Origin of the sequence: Variovorax palleresanus, assembly GCF_051144945.1 — a bacterium.
GTDB classification, from domain to species: Bacteria; Pseudomonadota; Gammaproteobacteria; order Burkholderiales; family Burkholderiaceae_C; genus Variovorax; species Variovorax paradoxus_S.
In genome coordinates, this window is record NZ_JBJNVP010000002.1 from 2206258 (window position 1) to 2229312 (window position 23055).

The window sequence follows — 23055 nt, forward strand, 5'->3', positions numbered from 1 at the left end:
CGCAGCCGCAATCCACACTTCGTTCGCGGGCGAAGTGTGGCGGCGGCTTCAACCGCACACTGCGGCCCATGAATCCAAGCCCCAATTCTTTCGCCGATACGCCCGTCGCCGACCCGGTCGCGGCCGTCACGCATGCCGACCCCTACCCCTTCTATGCCGGGCTTCGCGCGGGTCCGCCGCTCGTGTGGAACGAGAGGTTGCGCGCGTGGGTCGCGAGCCGCGCGGACGTCATCGAGTCGTTGCTGCTCGCGCACGGCGCGCTGCGTGTGCGGCCGGCCGCCGAACCAGTGCCGCGCGCCATCGTCGGCAGCGCGGCCGGTGAAGTGTTCGGCCACCTGGTGCGCATGAACGATGGCGCCGCGCACCAGGCACACCGGCCCGCGCTGCAACGTGCGCTGGCCGGGCTGGACCTGGATGCCGCTCACGCGGCCGCCTTGCAGGTCGCGCGCAGCGTGCCCGCACAACCCTTGTCCGATGCGCTGTTTTCGATGCCGGTTCGTACGGTGGCTCATCTGCTCGGCTTCGCCGACGAGGCGCTGCCGAAGGTCGACCACTGGATGCGCGATTTCGTCGCCTGCCTGTCGCCGCTCTCCAGCGCCGACCAGCTGCAAGGCGCCAGCGTCGCAGCGAACGAACTCATGGCGCGCTTCGAGGCCTTGGCCGCGGGCGCGCCGCCGCGACACGGAAGCTTGCTCGCGGCGGTGCTGGCCGAAAGCGATGATGCCGGCGCGCCTCTTTCGCGTTCGCTGCTCGCCAACCTCGTCGGCCTGCTCTCGCAGACCTGCGATGCGACGGCGGGCCTGCTGGGCAACAGCCTCATCGCCCTGATGCGCGAGCCTTCACTGCGTGGAGCCGCAAGAACACGCGACGGATTGCAGGCCGTTGCCCTGGAAACCGCGCGGCACGACCCTTCGGTCCAGAACACGCGCCGCTTCGCGGTCGAACCCATCACCATCGCAGGCACGACGCTGGCGGCGGGCGATGCGGTGTTGCTCGTGCTGGCGGCTGCGAATCGCGACCCGGCGTTCAACCCCGACCCCGACCGCTTCACGCTCGTGCGCGCACGGCGCCGCATGCTGGGCTTCGGCCACGGCGTGCACGCCTGTCCGGGGCAGGCGCTGGCCTGCACGCTCGCAGCCGCGGGGCTCGAGGCTTTGCTGAGTCGCGCGCCCGATCTCGATGCGATGCGCGAACGCGGCTGGAGCTACCGCCCTTCAGCCAACGCGCGCATCCCCGTCTTTCACTGAGGGGCCCAGCGCCCCGAGCCCGCCAGGTGCGGCGACAGCTCGGCATCGCCCCAGCGCAGCGGCAGGGCGGCGGGCCGGCGCAATGCATGGTCGACATGCAGCCGCAGCAGGCGCTCGGCCCCTTCGAACTGCGCGAGCTCGGGTCCGTCCAGCACGATCTCGGCCGTGGCCGCCACGTGCAGAAGCTCGCCGCTGTCGAAGTCGATGAACAGCAGGCCAGCGCGCGGATGGGCCACCAGGTTGCCCAGCGTGTTGAAGAAGCGGTTGCCGTTGAAGTCGGGCACGGTCAGCACGCCGCCTTCGTCGACGCGAACGAAGCCCGGCAGGCCGCCGCGGTGCGACACGTCGACACCGTGCGACCTTGCATCGGCATCGTCGCCGACCGCCGCTTCGTCGGGATAGGCCGTCGCGATGAACAGCGTGTCCGCGCTGCCGATGAGCCGCTGGGCGGCCAGGTCGAGCGTGTCGAGTCGCTGCACCGGCACGCTGTGGGCGTTGCGCGCAGCCGCGAACACGGGCTCCCGCGCCTGGATGTAGCGCGGGCAGTTGCCGAAGCTCTGCTGCACCTCGACCATGAAGCCCGCGGCATCGAGCAACTCGACCGTGCCGTTCATGCGGTTGCGCCGCCGGGTGTGCGGCTCGATGCCCAAGAGGCCCAGCGAAGCGCCTTGCGCGAGCTGGCCGGCCAGTGGATCGCCGGCCGCCGGCAGCGCATCGATGCGCAGGTGCGTGGCATCGGGCGAATGCACGAACCCCGCGGGCGCCGCGAGCACGCTGGCCCAGGGCTGCAGGCTGGCATCGAGGCTGCCCACCACGAGGAACGGCAGCTGCGCGAAGAATTCGCGGTGCTGGTCGGGCATGTAGTCGCGGATCACGCGCGGGCCCAAGGCCTCCATGCGATCGCGCCAGCCGGTCTGGGCTTGCAGCGCGCGCTCGCCCGCATGGAACGGCGCGGAGATCATGCCGCCATCCCGACAGGCGTGCGCACCATCGGCACGAAACCGGGCAAGGCCTCCACGCGCGCGAGCCAGGCCCGCACATGCGGATACGGTTCGAGCGACACGCTGCCTTCGGGCGCATGGGCAACGTAGGCGTAGTTCGCAATGTCGGCCAGCGTGGCGGAAGGGGCGGCCAGGAAGGGCAGCTGCTCCAGGTGGATCTCCATCACCGCGAGCAGCGCGTGCGAACGCGTCACTGCTTCACCGGAGTCGGCGCGGCCGAACAGCGCCATGACGCGCGCCGCCGCAGGGCCATAGGCCAGCGGGCCGGCCGCCACCGAGAACCAGCGCTGCACGCGCGCGGCGCCCACCGGATCACGCGGCATCCAGGCCGCCGGATCGGAGGCGTAGCGCTCGTTGAGGTAGACCAGGATCGCGTTCGAATCGGCCAACGTGACCTCGCCGTCCTCGATCACCGGCACCTGGCCGAAGGGGTTGCGCGCCAGGAACTCAGGCGTACGGCTGGCGCGCTGCTTGAGGTCGAGCTCGATTCTCTCGAAGGGCAGGCCGAGCATCGAGAGAAACAACCGCACCCGGTGCACGTGGCCCGAGATGGCGCTGCCGTAGAGCTTGATGGGTTGTGCGGGAAGGCGGGCGACGGCGTTCATGGAGAGGTCCTTTTTGGAATGGTGGATGGCGTGCCCCGATTCTTCTCTCTTGCGGCAAATGAATGAATAGCCATTCCTGGATTTGACTGCTGCGTTTTCCGGTTTAATTGCGCCATGGACCGCTTCAAAGCCATGCAGACCTTCGTGCAGATTGCCGAGCAGGGCAGCCTGACCCGTGCCGCCGAATCGATGGGCAGTTCGCTGCCCGCGGTGGTGCGCTCTCTTGCCGCGCTCGAGGCGCACCTGGGTGTGCGCCTGTTCCACCGCACCACGCGCCGCCTCTCGCTGACCGAGGAAGGCCGCCACTATCTGCCCAGCGCGCGCGAGGTGCTGCTCGCGGCCGACGCCGCGGACCTCGCGCTCAAGGCCGAGGCTCACGAGCCCGCGGGCCTGCTCACCATCACCGCGCCGGTGCTGTTCGGCCACATGTACGTGGCGCCGGCCATCACGCGCTTCATGAAGCGCTACGACAAGGTGCGCTGCAGCGTGCTGCTGTACGACCGCACGGTGAACCTGCTGGAGGAAAACATCGACATCGGCATCCGCATCAGCCCGCTGCAGGATTCATCGCTCGTTGCCCAGACGCTCGGCACCATCCGGCGCGTGGTGGCGGCGAGCCCCGACTTCCTCGCGCTCCAAGGCACGCCGCGGCACCCGCGCGACCTGGCCGGCGCCCCCTGCGTGCGCGGCCGCATCGACGCGCCGCCGCAGTGGCAGTTTCACGAGCGCGGCAAGACCGTGAGCGTGACGCCCAGCAACCGGCTCGAGTTCAACCACCTCGCACCCGCCGTGGAGGCTTGCGCTGCGGGCATGGGCTTCGGCACCTTCTTCTCCTACCAGGTGCTTCCGTACGTGGCGCAAGGCCGGTTGAAGCTGGTGCTCGAAGACTACGAACCGCCGCCGCGGCCGGTGAGCGTGATCTACCCGAACGCGCGGCTGCTGCCGGCGCGCACGCGGGCTTTCATCGACTGGATGAAGAGCGAGTTCAGCGGCCTACGGATGTAGGGCGCCAATGGCCGGGGGCCGCTCCGAACGCGCAGGGGTTGTCCATCGGTTGAAGCGATGGCGGCAAGTGTCGCGAGCCTGGGCCAGAATGGCCGCGTGCCATCCTCCTCTTCCACCCCCCTCTTCCACGCCAGCCATCTCCTCAAGCGCTATGGCGGCACCACCGTCGTCGACGACCTGTCGTTCGAGATCGCGCCTGGCGAATGCCTTGGCGTGATCGGCCCGAACGGCGCGGGCAAGACCACCACGATCCGCATGTGCCTGGGCCTGACCACGCCCGACGGCGGCGAGATCTCGGCGCTGGGCTTGCAAATGCCGCGCGATGCGCTGGCCATCAAGGCGCAACTTGGCGTGGTCTCGCAGTTCGACACGCTCGACCCCGACTTCAGCTGCGCCGAGAACCTCGTGGTGTACGGCCGCTACTTTGGCTTCACCAAGGCGCAGGCGAGCGAGCGCGTGCCGCAGCTGCTGGAGTTTGCCGCCCTCTCGCACAAGGCGAACGCGAAGCCAGGCGAACTGTCGGGCGGCATGCGGCGGCGCCTGTCGCTGGCGCGCGCGCTGGTGAACGACCCCAAGCTGCTGCTGCTCGACGAGCCGACCACCGGGCTCGACCCGCAGGCGCGGCACCTGATGTGGGAGCGGCTGCAGGTGTTGCTGCAGCAAGGCAAGTCGATTCTCCTGACCACGCACTTCATGGACGAGGCCGAGCGCCTGTGCTCGCGCCTGCTGGTGCTCGACCACGGCCGAAAGATTGCCGAAGGACGGCCGCGCGACCTGATCGCCGAACACCTGGAGCCCGACGTGGTCGAGGTGTATGGCAACGGCGCGCTCTCGCTGGCCGAGTCGCCCGAACTCAAGGCCATGGCGGCACGCGTGGAAGTGAGCGGGGAAACCGTGTTCTTCTACACGCAGGATGCGCGCCGCCTGCTCGATGCGCTGGCGCGGCACGGCCGGCTGCGCACCTTCCATCGGCCCGCGAACCTCGAAGACCTTTTTCTCAAGCTCACGGGCCGGCAGATCCGCCAGGAGGGCTAGTCAATGAACAACACCACGACGACGACAACAACGACAACAACTGCAACCGGCGCCACGCCGCCATCGCCTTCGGTGTGGCGCGCGCCCGAACTCTCGCTGCGCTGGTGGCCGGTTTTCCTGCGCAACCTGCTCGTGTGGAAAAAGCTCGCGATCCCGAGCCTGATCGGCAACATCGCCGAGCCACTGATCTGGCTCGTGGCCTTCGGCTACGGCATGGGTGCGCTTGTCGGCGAGGTGTCAGTGAACGGAACGCGGGTGCCCTACATCCTCTTTCTGGCGAGCGGTTCGATCTGCATGAGCGCGATGAATGCCGCGAGCTTCGAGGCGCTGTACTCGGCCTTCTCGCGCATGCACGTGCAGAAGACCTGGGACGGCATCATGAACGCGCCGGTCGGGCTCGACGACATCGTGCTGGCGGAGATGCTGTGGGCCGCCTTCAAGTCGATCTTCACCGTCACCGCGATCCTGTTCGTGATGCTCGGGCTGGGCATCAGCCACAGCCCGAAGCTGGTGGTCGCGTGGATGGTGCTGATCGGCGCCGGCATCACCTTCTCGTCCATTGCGCTGATCTTCAATGCGCTGGCGAAGGGGTATGACTTCTTCACCTATTACTTCACGCTGTTCATGACGCCGATGATGTTTCTGAGTGGCGTGTTCTTTCCTCTGGAGCAATTGCCTTCTGCTGTTCGGGCTGTGGCGGCTTGGTTGCCGTTGACTACTGCGGTGGCGCTGGTGAGGCCGTTGTTCATGGATCAGTGGCCGACGGACTGGTGGCTGCACGGGGGAGTGTTGGCGGTTTATGCGGTTGTGGCTTTTTGGATTGCTTTGGCTTTGACTCGGAAGAGGTTCCGGGGATAGCTGTTTTTACGGGTTCTTTTTCTTTCCCGAGGCCGGGTCTCGCCCCGGCCTCGGGAAGCAAACACCCAAAGTACCCAAAAATATTACATTGCACACAATTGAATTGCACACTACAATTCATCCCATGCCTACCCAACATACCTCGGACGAAATGCTCAAGCTGGACAACCAGCTCTGCTTCGCCGTCTATTCCGCCTCGTTGGCCATGACCCGCCTCTACAAGCCGGTCCTGGAAAAGCTGCAGCTCACCTACCCCCAATACCTCGTGATGCTCGCCCTCTGGGAGCAAGACGGCCCCACGGTTTCCGCGCTGGGCGAACGTCTCTCGCTCGACTCCGGCACGCTCACGCCGCTGCTCAAGCGGCTCGAAGCCAACGGCTACGTGGCCCGGGTGCGCGACACGGCCGACGAGCGCCGCGTGCACATCACGCTCACCGCCGCCGGCCGCAAGCTCAAGGCCCGTGCTGCCAACGTGCCCGAATGCCTGATGGCCGCCGCCCAATGCTCGGTGCCCGAACTGATTTCGCTCACCCAGCAGATCCAGTCGCTGCGCGACCGCATCAAGAAGGCGGCCTGACGACGGGACAACCCGGTTTTCTCCCCGCTTCGATCGAAAAAGAGAGAAGCTTTTTTCACCCTCCCCCTCCTCCATCATCATCAAAGGAATCACCATGACCACCAAGCTCGACAAGGTTCTCTACACCGCTGAAGCCCATACCGTCGGCGGCCGTGACGGCGCAGGCAAGTCCAGCGACGGCGCCATCGACGTCAAGCTGAGCTCGCCCGGTTCGGGCAAGCCCGGCACCAACCCCGAGCAGCTGTTCGCGGTCGGCTATGCCGCCTGCTTCATCGGTGCGATGAAGGCCGTCGGCCCGAAGATCGGTGTCAAGGTGCCTGAAGACGTGGCCATCGACTCGAAGGTTTCCCTCGGCCCGACGAACGGCGGCGCTGCCTATGGCATTTCCGTCCAGCTCGCGATCACGCTGCCCGGCCTCGATGCCGACCAGAAGCAGAAGCTGGTCGACACCGCCCACCAGGTGTGCCCGTACTCGAACGCCACGCGCGGCAACATCGACGTCGAACTGACGATCGCCTGAGTTCGCGCTAAGCAAAGCGCAGCGCAGCTCAACGCAGCAAAAAGCGTCCCGGCCACAAGCCGGGGCGCTTTTTTCATGCGCGCCGTCGTGTCTCACGGGTGACGCCGAAACGCCCTGTGCGATAGCGCGTTTCATCAAGCTTGGCTAATGTGGCTGCACGCAACGAAACTCACACCACCGTGGAGATCGAGACACCATGAGCACCACCAGCCTCCTGATCCGCAAGGACCAGCTCCCCGCCACGCGCCTGCACACCGCCACCGACGAGCCTTTGGCCGACGGCCAGGTGCGTGTTCGCATCGACAGCTTTGCGCTCACCTCCAACAACATCACCTATGCGGCCTTTGGCGATGCCATGAGCTACTGGCAGTTCTTCCCGTCCGGCGAAGAGGGCTGGGGAAGCATTCCGGTGTGGGGCTTCGGCAGCGTGGTGCAGTCGCTGCACCCGGGCGTGGCGGTGGGCGAACGGCTCTACGGCTACTGGCCGATGTCGTCGAGCGCGGTGCTGAGCCCCGACCGTCTCACGTCCGCGCGCTTCACCGATGCTGCTGCGCACCGCGCGGCGCTGCCCGCGGTCTACAACCAGTATTTCCGCTGCAATGCCGATCCGCTCTACACCGCGGACACCGAAGACCTGCAGGCGCTGCTGCGCCCGCTGTTCATCACCTCGTGGCTGATCGACGACTTCATGGCCGACAACGATTTCTTCGGCGGCAACACCATGCTGCTGTCGAGCGCGTCGAGCAAGACGGCCTACGGCACGGCCTTCCAGCTGCACCAGCGCAAAGGCATCGAGGTGATCGGCCTGACCTCGCCCGCCAACGTGGCCTTCTGCGAAAGCCTGGGCTGCTACGACCGGGTGGTGACGTACGACGCGCTCGACACCATCGCGGCCGAGACGCCCGCCGTGTACGTGGACTTCGCCGGCAACGGCGGCCTGCGCAATGCCATCCACGCGCGCTTCGCGAACCTCAAGTACAGCTGCTCGATCGGCGGCACGCATGTCGAACAGCTCGCCGCCCAGGGCGCGGGCAAGGACCTGCCCGGCCCGCGCGCCACGCTGTTCTTTGCGCCGGCGCAGATCAAGAAGCGCACCGCCGAATGGGGCGCCGACGAATTCGGCCGCCGCATGGTGGCCGCCTGGCACGACTTCCTTGCCACCGTGACCAATGCGAAGACCCCCTGGCTGCGCGCCGAGCACCACCACGGCGGCGAGGCGGTGCAGGCCGCTTACGCGCAGGTGCTGGCCGGCAAGGGCGACCCGCGCATCGGGCATATCCTTTCGCTTTACAAACAACCCGGCGGGTTGTGACGCCGGGGAGGGCCCGTGTAGCGACAATTGCTGCATGACCCTTTCCCCCGCGACGCCCGCCAACACACATCCTTACGAGAGCCTCACGCCCGACGTGGTGCTCGACGCGCTCGCGACGCTCGGCCTGCACGGCGATGGCCGGCTCACCGGCCTGAACTCCTATGAAAACCGGGTCTACCAGGTGTTCCTGGAGGACCCGGATCCGCATCCAGCCGTGGTGGTCAAGTTCTACCGGCCCGAGCGCTGGAGCGAGGCCGAGATCCTGGAAGAGCACGGCTTCTCGCTTGAATTGGCGGCGGCCGAAGTGCCCGCCGTGGCGCCACTGGCCTTCGACGGCACCACCCTGCACCACCACGGCGGCTTCGCCTTCAGCGTGAGCCCGTATCGCGGCGGCCGCGCGCCGGAGCTCGACGATTTCGAAGTGCTCGAATGGGTCGGCCGGTTTCTCGCGCGCATCCACACCGTGGGCAGCGCCAGGCCTTTCGAGGCCCGGCCCGCGCTCGACCTGCAGACCTTCGGCATGGCCTCGCGCGACTGGCTGCTCGGCCACGACAAGGTGCCGCTCGACGTGCAGCGCGATTGGGAAAAGGCCTGCAACGAGGCGCTGGACATGATTGCCGCCACCGCGCTGGCGGTGAACGCCCCCGCCTCCGACTTCCAGCCGCGCAAGCTGCGGCTGCATGGCGACGTGCACCCCGGCAACATCCTGTGGACGCCCACCGACCGCCCGGGTGGCGGCCCGCACTTCGTCGACCTCGACGACGCGCGCACGGGCTTCGCGGTGCAGGATCTGTGGATGCTGCTTTCGGGCGAGCGCGCGCAGCGCACCGCGCAGCTCTCGGGGTTGCTCGACGGCTACGAGCAGTTCCGCGAATTCGACCGCCGCGAACTCGCGTTGATCGAGCCGCTGCGCACCTTGCGGCTCATCCACTACAGCGCCTGGCTCGCCCGGCGCTGGGAAGACCCGATCTTTCCGATCAACTTTCCGTGGTTCGGCTCCAGCGACTACTGGAAGGGCCAGATCCTCGTGCTGCAGGAGCAGTGCGAGCAGATGGCCGAAGAGCCGCTCTACGCCTGAGCGAGCGCCCGGCGGGCGACTGCGCTATGCCGCCCGGCTGGTCTTCAGGCCCTGCCCCGCCGCCCAGGCGGCCACGTCTTCGCGCTTGATGGCCGCGGCCATCAGGCCCGGGAACGCATCCGGCGTGCAGGCGAACGACGGCACGCCGAGCGCGGCCAGCTTGGCGGCCAGGTCGCGGTCGTAGGCGGGCGCGCCCTCGTCGCTGAGCGCCAGCAGCGCGATGAACTGCACGCCGGCCTCCACCAGTTCGTTGGCGCGCCGCAGCAGGTTGCCTTCGACCCCGCCCTCGTACAGATCGGAGATCAGGATCAGGATGGTGTTGCGCGGCTCGCGCACCAGGCTCTGGCAGTAGCCCACCGCACCGTTGATGTCGGTGCCACCGCCCAGCTGCACGCCGAACAGCAGGTCGACCGGGTCTTGCAGCTGCTCGGTCATGTCGACCACGGCGGTGTCGAACACCACGAGCTTGGTCGAGACCGCCGGCAGGCTCGCCATGACGGCGCCGAAGATGCTCGAATAGACCACCGAGGCGGCCATCGAGCCGCTCTGGTCGATGCACAGGATCACCTCGCGCTGCGGCTGGCGGGCCTTCCGGCCATAGCCGACCAGCGTCTGCGGCACCACGGTGCGGTACTCGGGCTGCCAGTGGCGCAGGTTGGCGCGGATGGTGCGGTTCCAGTCGATCTCCGAATGGCGCGGCCGGCGGTTGCGCTGGCTGCGGTTGAGCGCGCCGCTCACGGCACTGCGCATCGGCTCTTCGAGCCGCTTCATGAGTTCGTCGACCACCTTGCGCACCACGGCGCGCGCGGTGTCCTTGGTGCCGGCCGGGATCACGCTCGACAACGCCACGAGGTTGGCAACCAGGTGCACGTCGGGCTGCGCGTTCTCGAGCATCTCGGGCTGCAGCAGCATCTGGCGCAGGTTGAGCCGCTCCATCGCGTCGCGCTGCATCACCTGCACCACCTGGCTCGGAAAATACTTGCGGATGTCGCCGAGCCAGCGCGCCACGCTGGGCGCCGAATCACCGCGTCCGCCGCGCTGGCCGCCCTGGCCCAGGCCGCGGCGGCCGTCGGCTTCATAGAGCGCGGCAAGCGCCTGGTCGATCTCGCGCACGCGGCCCTCGACGGCGCCGCAGCTGGCGTTGGCCTCGCTGCCGAGCACGAGCCGCCAGCGCTGCAGGCGGCCAGTGGGTGGCGGTGCCTCTTCTTCGATGTCGGCGGGGTCCGGATTCACGCTCATGCTTTCACTCCCAGCAGTTCCCGCAGCAGCGGCAGCGCGAGCACCGCGCGTGTTTCGTCCCAGTCGGCCGCGGCGGTGGCCGTCGAAGCCGTACCGCCCGCAGCGCCGCGCCTGGCGCGCTCGCCCAGGGCGCGCCGGTCGGCGCCCGAAAAATCCGCGAAGCTGCGGCGCACCAGCGGCAGCACCTGCACGAAGTGCTCTTCGCCGAGCCCCGAGAGCCAGCCGTCGACCAGCGACCAGACGGCCTCGTCGTGCAGCAGCACCATCGCGTTGCGGTTGAGAAAACCTTCGAGCCACGCAGCCGCTTCGGTCGGCGGTGCGCCGGAAGAAAGGTTGCGCGCGAGCTGCTGCGAAGCGCCATCGCTGTCGAGCTGCGCGTCGTCGAGCAGCAGCCGGCAGCTCACGCCGCGCAAGAGCGAGGCCGCGCTTTCGCTGAAGGCGATGGCGCGCAGCGCAGCACGCCAGGCGGCGGTGGTCTCTTCGCCGTCGCGCAGGCGCACCGCATCGTGCGCGGCAATGAGCCTTGTGCGCAGCGCCTCGGCGGCTTCGGCATCGAGCGCGCCGCAGGCAATCGGCAGGCCGATGGCGCCGCGCACGATCAGGCTGTCGAGCACGTGCGAGAGCAGCGCGCTGTCGGTCTGGCGCACGCTGCCGTAGCGGAACACGTTGGCCAGCGGCGGCACCGCGCCGATGAGCTGCACCGCATCGCCGGTGAGCGCGGCGCGGTCTTCGAGCGCGCGGGTCACGGCCTGCACGGCTACTGGCAGGTCGGCCAGCAGCACGGTGTCGACCTGCTCGGCCAGTGCGGCGAGCGAGGTTTCCGCGGCCAGTCCTTCCATCACGCGCGCGCTCGCGGCGTGGGCCACGGTGGCGCCGAAGCGGCTGGCTTCGATGATGCGCAGCGCGAACTCGGGCTGCCACTGCAACTGCCACACCTCGTGGAAGGTGCCGCGGCTCGCGCGCTGGCCGGCGGTGATCTCGCCCCAGGGCAGGTCGAGCAGGCGCAGGCGGTGCAGCAGGTGGCTGCGCGCCAGGTCGTTGGGCTGGCGCAGGTCGAGGTCGAGCGTCTTGGCGGTTGCCTCGGGTTTCAGGCGCAGGCTTTTCTGCGCCTGTTCGATGTCGCGCTGCAGCGGCACGGTCGGCACTTCGGCCGGCACCTGGCCCATGCGGTCGCCGACAGTGAGGCGCTCGCGGATCAGCGTGAGCGGTGCCTGCTCGCCCATGCAGATGACGCTGCGCACGGCCTCGTCGAGCTCGGGCAGGCCAGGCGCGGGGCGCTCGCGCAGGGCGGCCAGGGTGTCGGCGAGGCGCGTGGCCTCGATCAGATGGGCGGACGAACAATCGAGGTCGTGCGCGCGCAGCAGCCTGGCGACACGTGCAAGCCAGCCCGTCGTGCGGCCGGCCACATCGTGCCCCTGCTGCCACAGGTGTTCGTACCAGCCGGGCGAATCGATGCCGGCGCCGTAGCCGCTGGCGCTCGTGAGGTGGCGATAGGTCCACGGCACCCAGGTGGCAAGCACCTTGAGCTTGGGCAGGCCCTTGAGCAGCGCGGCATCGGCCTTGGCGGTGGCTGCGCCTTGCAGCGCGGGCACATGCCAGGCGCCGCAGACGACGGCGATGCGCTGGTGGCCGGCTTTCACGGCCTCGCGGATCGATTGCCGCATGAAGGCCTCACGCTGCTGTTCGCGTTCCATGGCGCGTTGCCCGCGCCGGTCTTCGGGCGTCTCGGCGCGCACGGCGGTCATGGCCTCTGCGATGGCGCCGAACAGGTCTTCGCCGTCGCCGCGCTCCTCGACCATGTGGTTCCACCAGCTCTCGCCGTCGGCATAGCCGGCGGCGTGGGCGAGCCAGTCGAAAGGGTCGTCGGGCAGTGCCGCGGCGGCCACTGGTTCCTGCTCTGGCGCTTCGACCGTTTCGGAGACGGGCACCTTGTCGGTCTCGTCGTCGTCGAGCGGCGTTTCGACCGGTGCTTCAGCCTTGGCCTCGTCGGCCTCGCGCGCTGCCTGGTCGATGGCCATGCGATGCGCCTGCGGCAGGTCGATGAAGCGCGTGGGCAGGCCGTGCTTCACGCCCCATTGCAGCGCCTGCCACTCGGGCGAGAACTCGGCGAACGGGTAGAAGGCAGCCAGGCGCGTGTCGTCGTTCGCATGCACCAGCATCGCGACCGGCGGACGCAGCTCGGCATGCGCCATGAAGGAGAGCAGGCCCTCGGCCTCGGGCGGCCCTTCGACCAGGATGCAGTCGGGCTGCAGCGATTCGAAGGCGCGCAGCAGGCTGCGCGCGCAGCCAGGCCCGTGGTGGCGGATGCCGAAGTAGTGCAGCGGTGAAGCCGGCTTGCTCGAAGTCATATCGATGGCCTCACTGCGCACAAAGCGACCCGGTTTTTCCGTGGAACGCCGCGGAACCGGCTCTGCCGGGCCGCTGGCGTTGCCCCCGGCGAGGGGGTTGGCGAAGCGACACGAAGTGCGCGAAGACTGGGGGAGTCATCAAAGCTGTTCGCGGCAGGCGCGGTACAGATCCTTCCAGTCGGTGCGTTCCTTCACCACGGTCTCCAGATACTCCTTCCACACCACGTGGTCCTGCACCGGGTCCTTGATGACGGCGCCGATCAGGCCCGAAGCCACGTCGGCCGAGCGCAGCACGCCGTCGCCGAAATGGCCCGCGAGCGCCATGCCGCTGTTGATGACGGAGATGGCCTCGGCGGTGGAGAGCGTGGAGGTCGGCGACTTGATGCGCGTCTTGCCGTCCTCGGTCTGGCCGTTGCGCAGCTCGCGGAAGATCTGCACCACGCGGCGCACTTCCTGCAGCGCGGGCGGCTCGGCCGGCAGCGCGAGCGCGCGGCCAAGTTCGGACACGCGCTTGACCACGATCTGCACTTCCTCCGCTTCGCTGGCCGGCACTGGAAGCACCACCGTGTTGAAGCGGCGCTTGAGCGCGCTGGAAAGTTCGTTCACGCCCTTGTCGCGGTTGTTGGCGGTCGCGATCACCGAAAAGCCGCGCACGGCCTGCACCTCGCTGCCGAGCTCGGGAATGGGCAGCGTCTTTTCGGACAGCACGGTGATCAGCGTGTCCTGCACGTCGGCCGGAATGCGCGTGAGCTCTTCGACGCGCGCGATCTTGCCCAGGCGCATTGCATGCACCAGCGGGCTCGGCACCAGCGCCTTTTCGGAAGGGCCGTTGGCCAGCAGTTCGGCGTAGTTCCAGCCATAGCGAAGCTGCTCCTCGCTGGTACCGGCCGTGCCCTGGATCAGCATGGTCGAGTCGCCGCTCACGGCGGCGGCCAGGTGCTCAGACACCCACGACTTGGCGGTGCCCGGCACGCCGTAGAGCAGCAGCGCGCGGTCGGTCGCGAGCGTGGAGACCGCGATCTCCATGAGCCGGGGATTGCCGATGTACTTGGGGCTGACCTCGAAGCCGTTGGCCAGCTTGCCGCCCATCAGGTAGGTGAGCACGGCCCAGGGCGAGAGCTTCCAGTTGGCCGGGCGCTGGCGGTCGTCGACCTTCTGGAGCGCATCGAGTTCTTCGGCGAATTGCTGTTCGGCATGCTGGCGCAGGACATTGCTCATGGACGGCCTTGGGAAGATGAAGAGGGGGGCTGGGAACGAAGGGTTGAAAACAGCTGGCGCGCGCGCACGATGCGTGCGGTGTCGCCCAGTGCGTTGGCAAGGCCGGGGCTTTCCTCGGCCGCGCGCGGCAGGTCGGCCAGCAGGTGCAGCGCACTCGCATGAAGCAGCGCGGCCGCATCGCCGAGCACCTGGCGCAGCACGTAGTCGTTGACGAGATCGCCGCGTTCGACGCGGGTGCGCAGTGCGCTCGCAAGCTTCAGCGAGAGTTCGGCGGAAGGGGTTTCGCCGGGCGCGCAGGCCTGCTCGGCGAAGGCGACCACCTCCTGCACGCCGTTGCCCGATTCGCCGAGCTCGCGGACCCAGTGACGCTCGCGCCGTTCGCGCGGCAACAGTGCCAGCAGCTGGCCCACCCACGCGCGCTGGGCGCGCGCGCGGTCGAGCATGGCGTCGCACCAGTCGAAATCGGGGGTCGCCACGATCGCGTCGTTCCAGCCGCGCAGCAGTGCGTCCTTCCAGTCGCCTTTCGCGGCCCAGTCGAGCAGCGCGGCGGGCGCCATGCCGGTGCGCGCGGTCCACCATGCGAGCGGGGCCTGGCGCACGAGCTGGTAGAGCCACCAGGCGCGTTCACCGAGGCTTTCGTGGGTCGGACGCGCGGCGTCGATGGCATCGTCCTTCCAGCGCGGATCGGCGGCTTCGGGTGCTTTCAGCTGCCATGCTCCGCCCTCCTGCGAGAGCAGCGGCGCAAAGAAGGCCTCGATGCGCTGCACATGGGCGCTCGCGGGCAACCGCTGCAGCAGTTCGACCGCGGCCTGCCGCACGTCGCGGGCGCGATCCTTGAGCTGGGCGTCGAGCAGGGCTTCGTCATCGGGGCCGATGTTCTCGGCCAGCGCGCCCAGCAGCGCGGCGCGCTCCTTCGCCGGGAGTTGTGGCAGTTCCGCCGCAAGGCGTTCGCGCGCGGCGGCGGGATCGATGCGGCGCTGTTCGGCCAGCACCGCGCGCCGCTGTTCGAGGCTGCCCTCATCCCACCGTGTCTGTGCGTCGGCCTGCTCACTGGCACCGACGGCATAGCGCCACTCGTCGTTGCGTGCGGCAAGCCAGAGTCCGCGCTCGCCGAGCGCAGGAATCACGGCGGGCCGCAGGTCGACGGCGCGGCGGCCGGCGTCGAGTGCGGCGGGCAGCAGGCTGTGCGGCAGGCGCAGGCCGGCGGCGGCCAGCGCGGCGAGGCCTTCGTGCTGCAAACGCAGCGGTCCGCTCGCGAGTGCGTCGACGATGGCGGCTTGCAGCGCGGAATCGTTCAGCACGGGGCGTTCGTCGGCGGCGGCGACCGGTGCGTCGGAAGGCGAGAGGCCCGGCGCCACGAAGCCGGCACGGCGGCCGATGGCCACGGCGCCCGCGGCGCGCAGGAGCTGGCCTTGTGCTTCGCCGTCCTGTATCGCTTGCAGCAGCGCGGCGAATTCGCCGCCTGCCATTCCTTGAGCTGCCGGCACGGGCTGACGGGCGGTGCCGACCAGCGCGGTCTGCAGTAGCGAGTTCCAATGGCTCATTCGATAACCTCCGCGCTCACGCGCTGCGGTATTCGCCTTGGGGCGGCCCGGCGGCTCATGTCCGCACTCCGCTCAAGGTCCAGACCGGCGCGCTGCCCGCTGCGGCGCCCGAGGCCCAGGCGGTGAGCGGCGCGAACTGCTCGCCGTCCCATTCGCCGAAGACACGCAGCGGCGCGCCGCCCGAATGCGCCAGCAACTGCCACGCCTCCTGCGTCGCCAATTGCATTGGCAGCGCCTGCGGTGCGGCATCGAGTCGCAGCCACCATTGGTCGCCATGCCGCGCGGGCACGGCTTCGGCCCACACCATCGGCAGCAGGGGTTGCCAGGGGTTGGCGGCAATCTGCTGCGCCATGCGTTGCCATTCGTCGGATGCGTTCGATGCGGACTCTGCCGATGCAGCGGGTGCATCCGCCAGCAGCTCGGCCACCAGCGCGCGCTGCGACGCATGGCCGGGGTAGAAGCACAGCACTGCGGCGCGCTCGCTGCCGCTGACCCATCCGGTTTCGAAACCCCGGCCGCCATGCGAATAGTCGAGCAGCAGGGCACGCCGCCCGCTCGCGCGGCCTTGCAGCCAGACATGGCGCTCGACCAGCTTGGTGTCGCGCTCGTCGGTGCACTGGCCCAGCACGAGCCAGTGGTCGGCAACGCGCTCGCCATCCGCCAGCAGGGCTTCGCGGTCCTGAGGCCAGCCGAGCGCGGTGCGCAGGTCGGCCAGCGTGGCGGGCGAGAGCGATTCGCGGCGCGGCACCGCATCGACGATCAGTTGAAGCCGGCCCAGCCGGTCGAGCAGCCGCGCCGGCCAGCCTTCACCGGCGCCGATGAGTTCGGCCGCCTGCGCGATGCGCTGGCCGAGCCCGGGCGCCTGCGCATCGACCATGCGCGCGGCCATCGAGCCCCAGGCCTGTTGCTGCTCGCTGCCGAGCGAGGCAAGGCCGCGCTGGGTCTGGTCGTCGAGCCAGCGCGCGAGCTCCTGCGTGCCGGCCTCGATGCGCTTCCAGCGCTGCGCGTCGCGCTTGGCGGCCGCGGCGGGATCGGGCGCGGCCGGCGCTTCGGCGGCGCGGGCTTCCTTCTTCTCGGCCTTGTCGCGCCGCGAAGCGATCCACTCGGACACCCAGGCCGGCGGCGTGCCCGCGGTGAAGCTGGCTTCGCTCTGCGCGCGCAGCAGCATCAGCGCGAGGCCGTGCTTGCAGGGGAACTTGCGGCTCGGACAGGAGCAGCGGAACACCGGGCCGGCGAGGTCGGCCTGCGTCTGATAAGGCTTGCTGCCGCTGCCCTGGCATTCGCCCCACACCGCATCGTCGGAATATCCGAGCGTGGGCCATTTGGCTGGTGCAAGCAGGCCCTTGGCGGCTTTCGCCGAGGCATCGTCGGGCGCGAGCGCCAGGACGGCTTCTGTGCTGAGAGTCATCAGGGCACCCTCGCGCCGGTCCGCGGCGCGGAAGATTGGAAAAGCGCGGCCATCAAGGCGCGACGGGATTGCCCGGCGTGCCGAGGCTGCCGGCCGGAAGGGCCGCGGCATCGGCCGGCGTGCGGTAAGACACGCGCACCGCGGAAGGCTGCGGCGCCGCCTGCGGTGCGGAAGCGGTGACCGGCCTGGTCACGCCGCCCTTGGTGACCGTGACCGGCGCAGCGGGCGGAATGGTTGCCACGGGAGCCACACCGGCAATGCCTGACGTACCGGATACCGGGACCGTAGCCCCGATCGCCGCCGTCGTGACTGGCGCGGCGCCGCCCGCCGGCGCGTACCCGGCTTTCCCCGCATTGGGGTCGTGCAGCACCACGCTCTTGCCCACGCCGACGCCGGTGCCGATCGGCCCGATGCCGACGCCGACACCCACGCCCGCGGTGCCGGCCACCACGCCGGCGTTGTTGACTACCACGCCCGCGCCGAGCGGGCCCCAGCCGGTGTTGAGCCCGACGGAGAAATTGCCGTCCTTGGTCGCGCCAAGACCCAGCGAGAGCCCCGGCACCAGCGGTATGCCGATGTGATAGTGCGAACAGCCGCCCACCAGGAGCAACAGCGCCACCGCCACGGCGGCGGCTGTTGCCCGACTGGAGCGCGGCCGGGCGTTCACACCAGCAGCGCGTTCACGCGCCTCACGTAGGCCGCGGGGTCGGCCGGCAGGCCGCCTTCGGCCAGCAGCGCCTGGTCGAACAGGATGTTGGCAAGGTCGTCGAAATGCGCCGAGCCTTCGAGCTTCTTCACCAGCGCGTGCTCGGCGTTCACTTCGAGCACCGGCTTGAGGTCAGGCGCCGGCTGGCCGGCCTGCTTGAGCATGCGCGCGAGCTGCGTGCTCATGCCGCCGTCATTCACCACCAGGCAGGCGGGCGAATCGACCAGGCGCGTGGTCACGCGCACGTCCTCGGCCTTGTCCTTGAGCGCTTCCTTGAGCTTCTCGAGCAGCGGCTTGAAGGACTCGGCGGCTTCCTCGGCGGCCTTCTTCTCGGCCTCGTCCTGCAGCTTGCCGAGATCGACCGCGCCCTTGGCCACGCTTTGCAGCGGCGTGCCGTCGAACTCGGTGAGGTAGTTGAGCGCCCATTCGTCGACGCGGTCGGTCATGAGCAGCACCTCGATACCCTTCTTCTTGAAGACCTCGAGCTGCGGGCTGTTCTTGGCGGCGGCGAGCGTGTCGGCCGTGATGTAGTAGATCGCGTCCTGGCCTTCCTTCATGCGCGCCTTGTAGTCGGCAAAGCTCACGCTCGCCGTGTCGCTCGTGGTGGAGGCAAAGCGCAGCAGCTTGGCGATGCGGTCGCGGTTGGCGAAGTCTTCGCCCAGGCCTTCCTTCAGCACGGCGCCGAACTCGGCATAGAACCTGGCGTACTTGCCCGATTCGTCGGCGTACTCGGCCGCCGCCTCGGCAGCCGGCATGGCTTTCTTGTCGACCACGTCGGTGACGTCGGCCGCAATCTCGGTCGGATCGGGCGCGGGCACCGATTCCCCGGAGCCGACGTCGATCTTGCCTTCGGCGCTTTCGGGCGCGGTCTTCTGCTTCTTCGCCAGGTCTTCGAGCATGGAGAGCACGCGCTTGGTGCTGCCCTCGCGGATGGCCTTCACGTCGCGGCTTTCCTGCAGCAATTCGCGGCTCACGTTGAGCGGCAGGTCGGACGAGTCGATCACGCCTTTCACGAAGCGCAAGTAGCTCGGCAGCAGCGCCTCGGCGTCGTCCATGATGAAGACACGCTTGACGTAGAGCTTGACGCCCGCGCTCTTCTCGCGGTTCCACAGGTCGAACGGGGCCTTCGAGGGGATGAAGAGCAGCTGCGTGTACTCGGTGCTGCCTTCCACGCGGTTGTGGCTCCAGGCGAGCGGCGCCTCGTAGTCGTGGCTGACGGTCTTGTAGAACTCTTCGTACTGCTCGGGCGTGATGTCTTTCTTGTTGCGGCTCCACAGGGCGTTGGCCTTGTTGACCGTTTCCCATTCGCCGGTCTTGACCATGTCGCCGGGCTGGTCGTTCTCGCCTTCTTTCCACTCCTCTTTTTCCATGAGGATGGGCAGCGAGATGTGGTCGGAATACTTGCCGACGATCTGCTTGAGCTTCCAGGCGTTGAGGTATTCGTCAGCGTCGTCGCGCAGGTGCAGCGTGATGCTTGTGCCGCGCTCGGCGCGCGTGATGTCGGCCACTTCGAAGTCGCCGGCGCCGCCGCTCACCCATCGCACGCCCTGCTCGGGCGGCAGGCCGGCGCGGCGCGATTCGACCGTGATCTTGTCGGCCACGATGAAGCCCGAGTAGAAGCCCACGCCAAACTGGCCGATGAGCTGCGCGTCGGCTTTCTGGTCGCCGCTGAGCTTGCTCATGAAGTCCTTGGTACCACTTTTTGCGATGGTGCCGAGGTGGTCGATGGCTTCCTGGCGCGACAGGCCGATGCCCTTGTCGGTAATGGTGATGGTGCGCGCGGCCTTGTCGAAGGAAAGGCGCACGTCCAGGTTGGGCTGGTCTTCGTACAGCTCGGGATGGTCGATGGCCTCGAAGCGCAGCTTGTCGCAGGCGTCCGATGCGTTCGAGATCAACTCGCGCAGGAAGATTTCCTTGTTGGAATACAACGCATGCGTGACGAGGTGCAGAAGCTGCGCGACTTCAGCCTGGAACGGTAGTTTCGTGTTGGAGGAATCAGCCATGAGAAAGAAGAAATATCGAACTGAAAAATTCTAAGCCGGGCGGCCGCCGGGGCGCGTTCGGCTTATCAACTCTGCGAGTTGGGGCTTCCGCCCCAAAAAACAATATCTGCCGGAAGCGTGCTTTTTTTAGGCCTATCTCGGTTGCGATTCGACTTCGCGGGTCCAGCGGTCGATCAGCCGCTTGCGCTCGGCGGCCTTGCCGTATTTCTCGAAGTCGTACTTGATGAGCTTCACGTCGCTCATCGACGGAATGCGCGCATCGGGCTTGAAGGTCTTGTTGGCCGGCGACTGCAGGCTGCCGACCTGTCCGCCGGTCGCCTGGCCGGCCGGACTCATGAGCCAGTCGTAGTAGCGCTTGGCATTCTCCTTGTTGCGCGCGCCCTTGACCAGCGCGATACCGCCCACCTCGTAGCCGGTGCCTTCGCAGGGCGCGGCCGTCTTCACCGGAAATTTGTCGTAGCGCCAGCGCTCGAATCCGAAGATGAAGCTCACGCCGATCGCCACCTCGCCCTTGGCCACGTTGGGCGCCTGCGCCTGGCCGCTGCGGGTGTAGCTGGTGACGTTGCGATGCAGCTTCTTCAGGTAGTCGAAGGCCGCGTCTTCGCCCATCTGCTGCACCAGGCCCGCGATGATGGTGTAGGCCGTGCCGCTCGAGGCCGGGTGCGAGATCTCGATCTCGCCTCGGTACTCGGGCTTGACGAGATCAGCCCAGCACTTCGGCTCGGGCAGTTTCTTTTTCTTGAGCAGGTCGGTATTGAAGCCGAAGCCGATGGCGCTGGTGTAGAAGCCCCCCACCATGTTCTGCGACATGGCGTACTGGCGCACCGCCCAGTCGTGCAGGTCGTTGATGTAGGCCGGCCGGTAGGGCTCCAGCAGACCCTGCTCGGCGGCCTGCAGGAACGGGTCTCCGGTGCCGCCCCACCAGATGTCGGTCTTGGGGTTGGCCGCCTCGGCACGCAGCTGGGCGCCGATTTCTCCGGTGCCCTTGTGCGCCTGCTGCACCTTGATGCCGGTCTCGCGCGTGAAGGCCGCGGCGGCCGCTTCGCACCAGCCGGCATCGGTGCTGCAGAGCGCGTTGACCGTGCCCTGCGCGGCCGCGCAGGGGGAAAAGAAAAAGGCCATGGCGCCCGCGCATGCGGCAAGGGCCGCGGCATTCCTGGTGGCAAAGGGGCGCATGCGTTCTCCTCCGGCAAATGGTTTTATTGGAAAGGCCAGGCCGCAGGATAGCCGGCAACGCCGCTCAGCGGGCCGCCAGCAGCGGCGGCAGGTGCTCGGCCAGCCAGTCGACCACCACCCGCGTCTTGTGCGGCAGGTAGCGGCTGCGGGAACGGATGACGTTGAGTTCGAAGCCGAACGGCCGCGGCTCGTCGAACACGCGCACCAGCGTGCCGGCGGCCAGCGCATCGGCCGCGAGCCAGGCCGGCAGGCGCGCCAGGCCCATGCCGCCGATGGCGGCTTCGAGCAGCACCTCCGCGCTGTCGCAGCGCAGCCGCGAAGGCGGTGCCATCTCGACCAGCCGGCCTTCGGCGTCGTGAAAGCGCCAGGGCGAGATCTGCCCGTCGCGGGCATAGAGCACCGCCTCGTGCGCCGAAGCGCCGAGCTCGGCCACGTCGGCGGGGCGCCCGCGCTCGGCAAGATAGGCGGGAGCGGCGCACAGCACCATCCATTGCGTGCCGACCGGCCGCGCCACCAGGTCGGCGCTGTCGGGCAGCTCGCCGCTTCGAATGGCGAGGTCGAGGCCCTCTTCGGCCAAGTCCACGCGCCGGTCGTTGAAAGAAAGCTCCAGCGAAAGCCCCGGGTGCCGGCGCGCCAGCGCGAGCAGCAGCGGCCCGACCTTCAGGCGCCCGAGCATCGCCGGCATGCTGAGGCGCACCAGCCCGGCCGCGGTGCTGCGCGCGGCGTCCGCCATGGCTTCGGCTGCGTCGAGCTCGGCCAGCGCGCGCCGGCAGCGCTCGTAGTAGCCGTGGCCTTCTTCGGTGAGGCTCTGGCTGCGCGTGGTGCGCAGGAAAAGCCGAGTGCCCAGCCGCGCCTCGAGCCGCGCAATGCTCTTGGCCACCGCCGAGCGCGTGACGTGCAGCCGCTCTGCCGCACGCGCAAAGCTGCCTGCTTCCACCGCGGCGACGAACTCTTCGATGCTTTGGAGACGTTGGCTCATTGGATATTTTCAGGCGCCATGAAGTTGAAAATTATCCACCACTGGATAAATCAAGTCGCCAATAGCATGAAGGCTCCCTTGTTTCTTCGAAGGAGTCTTTTTTCATGCAGGAACCTCAAACGCTTCGCCGCTGGCAACTCTCTTCCTTCGGCCGCGAGCAGCTCCAGCAGGTCGAACTGCCGCTCCCCACGCCCGGCCCGGGCCAGGTCCTGGTGCGGGTGGGCGCGGTGTCGCTCAACTACCGCGACCTCCTGATGGTTCGCGACGGCATGGGCATGAAGTTCGACATGCCGTTCACGCCCGGTTCCGATATGGCGGGCACCGTAGTGGCCACGGGGCCGGGCGTGCAGCGCTTTGCCATCGGCGACCGCGTGGTCAACACCTTCTGGGGCGGCTGGATCGACGGGCAGTGGCCGGCAGGGGCCGTGCTGGCCGGCGGGCCCGGTCCGGGCATGCTGGCCTCGCACGTGCTTCTCGATGCGGCCTGGGCCGTGGCGGCGCCGGCCACGCTGGACTTCGCCGAAGCGAGCACGCTGCCGTGCGCCGGCCTCACGGCCTGGTTCGCGCTGGCCGAGACCGGCGCGAACCAGGCCGTGAGGCCCGGCCAGACCGTGCTGATCCATGGCACCGGCGGCGTGGCGCTGTTCGGATTGCAGCTGGCACGGCTGTACGGCGCGCGCACCATCGTCGTCTCGGGCAGCGAAGACAAGCGCGCGCAAACGCTCGCGCTCGGCGCAACCCACGTGCTGATGCGCGACAGCGACTGGCCGGCCGAAGTGCGGCGGCTCACCGAAGGCCGCGGCGCGGACCACGTGCTCGAACTCGCGAGCGGGCCGAATCTGGATCGTTCGCTGCAGGCCACGGCGCAGGGCGGCCGCGTGTCGATCATCGGCATGCTGGGCGGCGAGACGCTGAGTGCGTCGTTCTATGCGATGGTGCTCGGCCGCATCACGGTGCAGGGCATTGGCGTGGGCCATCGGCGCGCACTCGAAGAGCTGGTGCGCGCCATCGACGTCAATGCGCTCAAGCCCGTGATCGCGGCGCGCCATGCCTTCGCCGAGCTGCCCGATGCGCTCGACCATCTCGCGCGCGGCGCGTTCGGCAAGGTCGTCGTCACGCTTTGATGAGACCTATTGGTCTCTTGCACGCCCCGTGTCAGAAACAAAAGACCGTCGATTTGTGAACAGGTTCCGTTA

General features: G+C 68.4%; 20 protein-coding genes. 9 read left to right on the forward strand and 11 right to left on the reverse strand.

Annotated elements, in window-relative coordinates; translation table 11 throughout:
- Positions 1-68: 68 nt before the first annotated feature.
- Positions 69-1247: a cytochrome P450 gene (locus ACJ7Z0_RS14275; RefSeq protein ID WP_434790353.1), complete on the forward strand. Its 1179-nt coding sequence runs from the start codon at positions 69-71 to the stop codon at positions 1245-1247.
- Here ACJ7Z0_RS14275 and ACJ7Z0_RS14280 read toward each other — a convergent pair.
- Positions 1241-2209 carry a pyridoxamine 5'-phosphate oxidase family protein gene (locus ACJ7Z0_RS14280; RefSeq protein ID WP_434790354.1) on the reverse strand — a complete coding sequence of 323 codons (969 nt, stop codon included), beginning with the start codon at positions 2207-2209 and terminating at the stop codon, positions 1241-1243. The genes ACJ7Z0_RS14275 and ACJ7Z0_RS14280 overlap by 7 nt on opposite strands.
- Positions 2206-2853 carry a glutathione S-transferase family protein gene (locus tag ACJ7Z0_RS14285; protein ID WP_434790355.1) on the reverse strand — a complete coding sequence of 216 codons (648 nt, stop codon included), beginning with the start codon at positions 2851-2853 and terminating at the stop codon, positions 2206-2208. The genes ACJ7Z0_RS14280 and ACJ7Z0_RS14285 overlap by 4 nt, the downstream gene beginning before the upstream one ends.
- A 114-nt stretch (positions 2854-2967) precedes the next feature.
- On the opposite strand from ACJ7Z0_RS14285, the gene ACJ7Z0_RS14290 reads away from it, so the two are divergent.
- The 7 genes from ACJ7Z0_RS14290 to ACJ7Z0_RS14320 all read left to right on the forward strand — a co-directional run bounded on the left by ACJ7Z0_RS14290 (position 2968) and on the right by ACJ7Z0_RS14320 (position 9238).
- Positions 2968-3858 carry a LysR family transcriptional regulator gene (locus ACJ7Z0_RS14290; protein WP_434790356.1) on the forward strand — a complete coding sequence of 297 codons (891 nt, stop codon included), beginning with the start codon at positions 2968-2970 and terminating at the stop codon, positions 3856-3858.
- 57 nt (positions 3859-3915) lie between these two features.
- Positions 3916-4893, forward strand: coding sequence for an ATP-binding cassette domain-containing protein (locus tag ACJ7Z0_RS14295; RefSeq protein ID WP_434790357.1), 978 nt, complete (start codon positions 3916-3918; stop codon positions 4891-4893).
- A gap of 3 nt (positions 4894-4896) precedes the next feature.
- Positions 4897-5751: an ABC transporter permease gene (locus ACJ7Z0_RS14300; protein ID WP_434790358.1), complete on the forward strand. Its 855-nt coding sequence runs from the start codon at positions 4897-4899 to the stop codon at positions 5749-5751.
- A gap of 124 nt (positions 5752-5875) precedes the next feature.
- Positions 5876-6328: a MarR family winged helix-turn-helix transcriptional regulator gene (locus tag ACJ7Z0_RS14305; protein ID WP_434790359.1), complete on the forward strand. Its 453-nt coding sequence runs from the start codon at positions 5876-5878 to the stop codon at positions 6326-6328.
- Between the two features lie 94 nt (positions 6329-6422).
- Positions 6423-6848, forward strand: a complete 426-nt coding sequence (locus tag ACJ7Z0_RS14310; protein ID WP_307577402.1) for an organic hydroperoxide resistance protein — start codon at positions 6423-6425, stop codon at positions 6846-6848.
- 196 nt (positions 6849-7044) lie between these two features.
- The gene (locus ACJ7Z0_RS14315; protein WP_434790360.1) at positions 7045-8160 is read left to right on the forward strand and encodes a DUF2855 family protein; all 1116 of its coding nucleotides are present in this window, start codon (positions 7045-7047) and stop codon (positions 8158-8160) included.
- Between the two features lie 34 nt (positions 8161-8194).
- Positions 8195-9238, forward strand: coding sequence for a serine/threonine protein kinase (locus ACJ7Z0_RS14320; RefSeq protein ID WP_434790361.1), 1044 nt, complete (start codon positions 8195-8197; stop codon positions 9236-9238).
- A gap of 24 nt (positions 9239-9262) precedes the next feature.
- Here the strand turns inward: ACJ7Z0_RS14320 and ACJ7Z0_RS14325 are convergent, their stop codons facing one another.
- The 9 genes from ACJ7Z0_RS14325 to ACJ7Z0_RS14365 form a co-directional block, all read right to left on the reverse strand.
- Positions 9263-10477, reverse strand: coding sequence for a VWA domain-containing protein (locus ACJ7Z0_RS14325; RefSeq protein WP_431126788.1), 1215 nt, complete (start codon positions 10475-10477; stop codon positions 9263-9265).
- On the reverse strand, positions 10474-12825 hold the full coding sequence (locus ACJ7Z0_RS14330; RefSeq protein WP_434790362.1) for a DUF5682 family protein: 2352 nt from the start codon (positions 12823-12825) through the stop codon (positions 10474-10476). Before ACJ7Z0_RS14330 ends, ACJ7Z0_RS14325 begins: the two co-directional genes overlap by 4 nt.
- Before the next feature lie 138 nt (positions 12826-12963).
- A complete protein-coding gene (locus ACJ7Z0_RS14335) occupies positions 12964-14043 on the reverse strand; it encodes an ATP-binding protein (protein WP_055802383.1) in 1080 nt (359 codons plus the stop codon).
- Positions 14040-15587, reverse strand: a complete 1548-nt coding sequence (locus ACJ7Z0_RS14340; RefSeq protein ID WP_434790363.1) for a DUF5691 domain-containing protein — start codon at positions 15585-15587, stop codon at positions 14040-14042. The genes ACJ7Z0_RS14335 and ACJ7Z0_RS14340 overlap by 4 nt, the downstream gene beginning before the upstream one ends.
- A gap of 55 nt (positions 15588-15642) precedes the next feature.
- Positions 15643-16995 carry an SWIM zinc finger family protein gene (locus ACJ7Z0_RS14345; protein WP_434790364.1) on the reverse strand — a complete coding sequence of 451 codons (1353 nt, stop codon included), beginning with the start codon at positions 16993-16995 and terminating at the stop codon, positions 15643-15645.
- A gap of 52 nt (positions 16996-17047) precedes the next feature.
- The gene (locus ACJ7Z0_RS14350) at positions 17048-17662 is read right to left on the reverse strand and encodes a hypothetical protein (protein WP_434790365.1); all 615 of its coding nucleotides are present in this window, start codon (positions 17660-17662) and stop codon (positions 17048-17050) included.
- Positions 17659-19704 (reverse strand): molecular chaperone HtpG, encoded by a 2046-nt coding sequence (gene htpG, locus ACJ7Z0_RS14355; protein WP_434790366.1) that lies wholly within the window; start codon positions 19702-19704, stop codon positions 17659-17661. The genes ACJ7Z0_RS14350 and htpG overlap by 4 nt, the downstream gene beginning before the upstream one ends.
- A gap of 132 nt (positions 19705-19836) precedes the next feature.
- Positions 19837-20880, reverse strand: a complete 1044-nt coding sequence (locus ACJ7Z0_RS14360) for an ABC transporter substrate-binding protein (protein WP_434790367.1) — start codon at positions 20878-20880, stop codon at positions 19837-19839.
- A gap of 64 nt (positions 20881-20944) precedes the next feature.
- Complete coding sequence (locus ACJ7Z0_RS14365; RefSeq protein ID WP_434790368.1) at positions 20945-21859, reverse strand: LysR family transcriptional regulator; 915 nt, start codon at positions 21857-21859, stop codon at positions 20945-20947.
- 104 nt (positions 21860-21963) lie between these two features.
- Here ACJ7Z0_RS14365 and ACJ7Z0_RS14370 point away from each other — a divergent pair, with 104 nt between their 5' ends.
- The gene (locus tag ACJ7Z0_RS14370; RefSeq protein WP_434790369.1) at positions 21964-22983 is read left to right on the forward strand and encodes a zinc-dependent alcohol dehydrogenase family protein; all 1020 of its coding nucleotides are present in this window, start codon (positions 21964-21966) and stop codon (positions 22981-22983) included.
- The last annotated feature ends 72 nt before the right edge of the window (positions 22984-23055 follow it).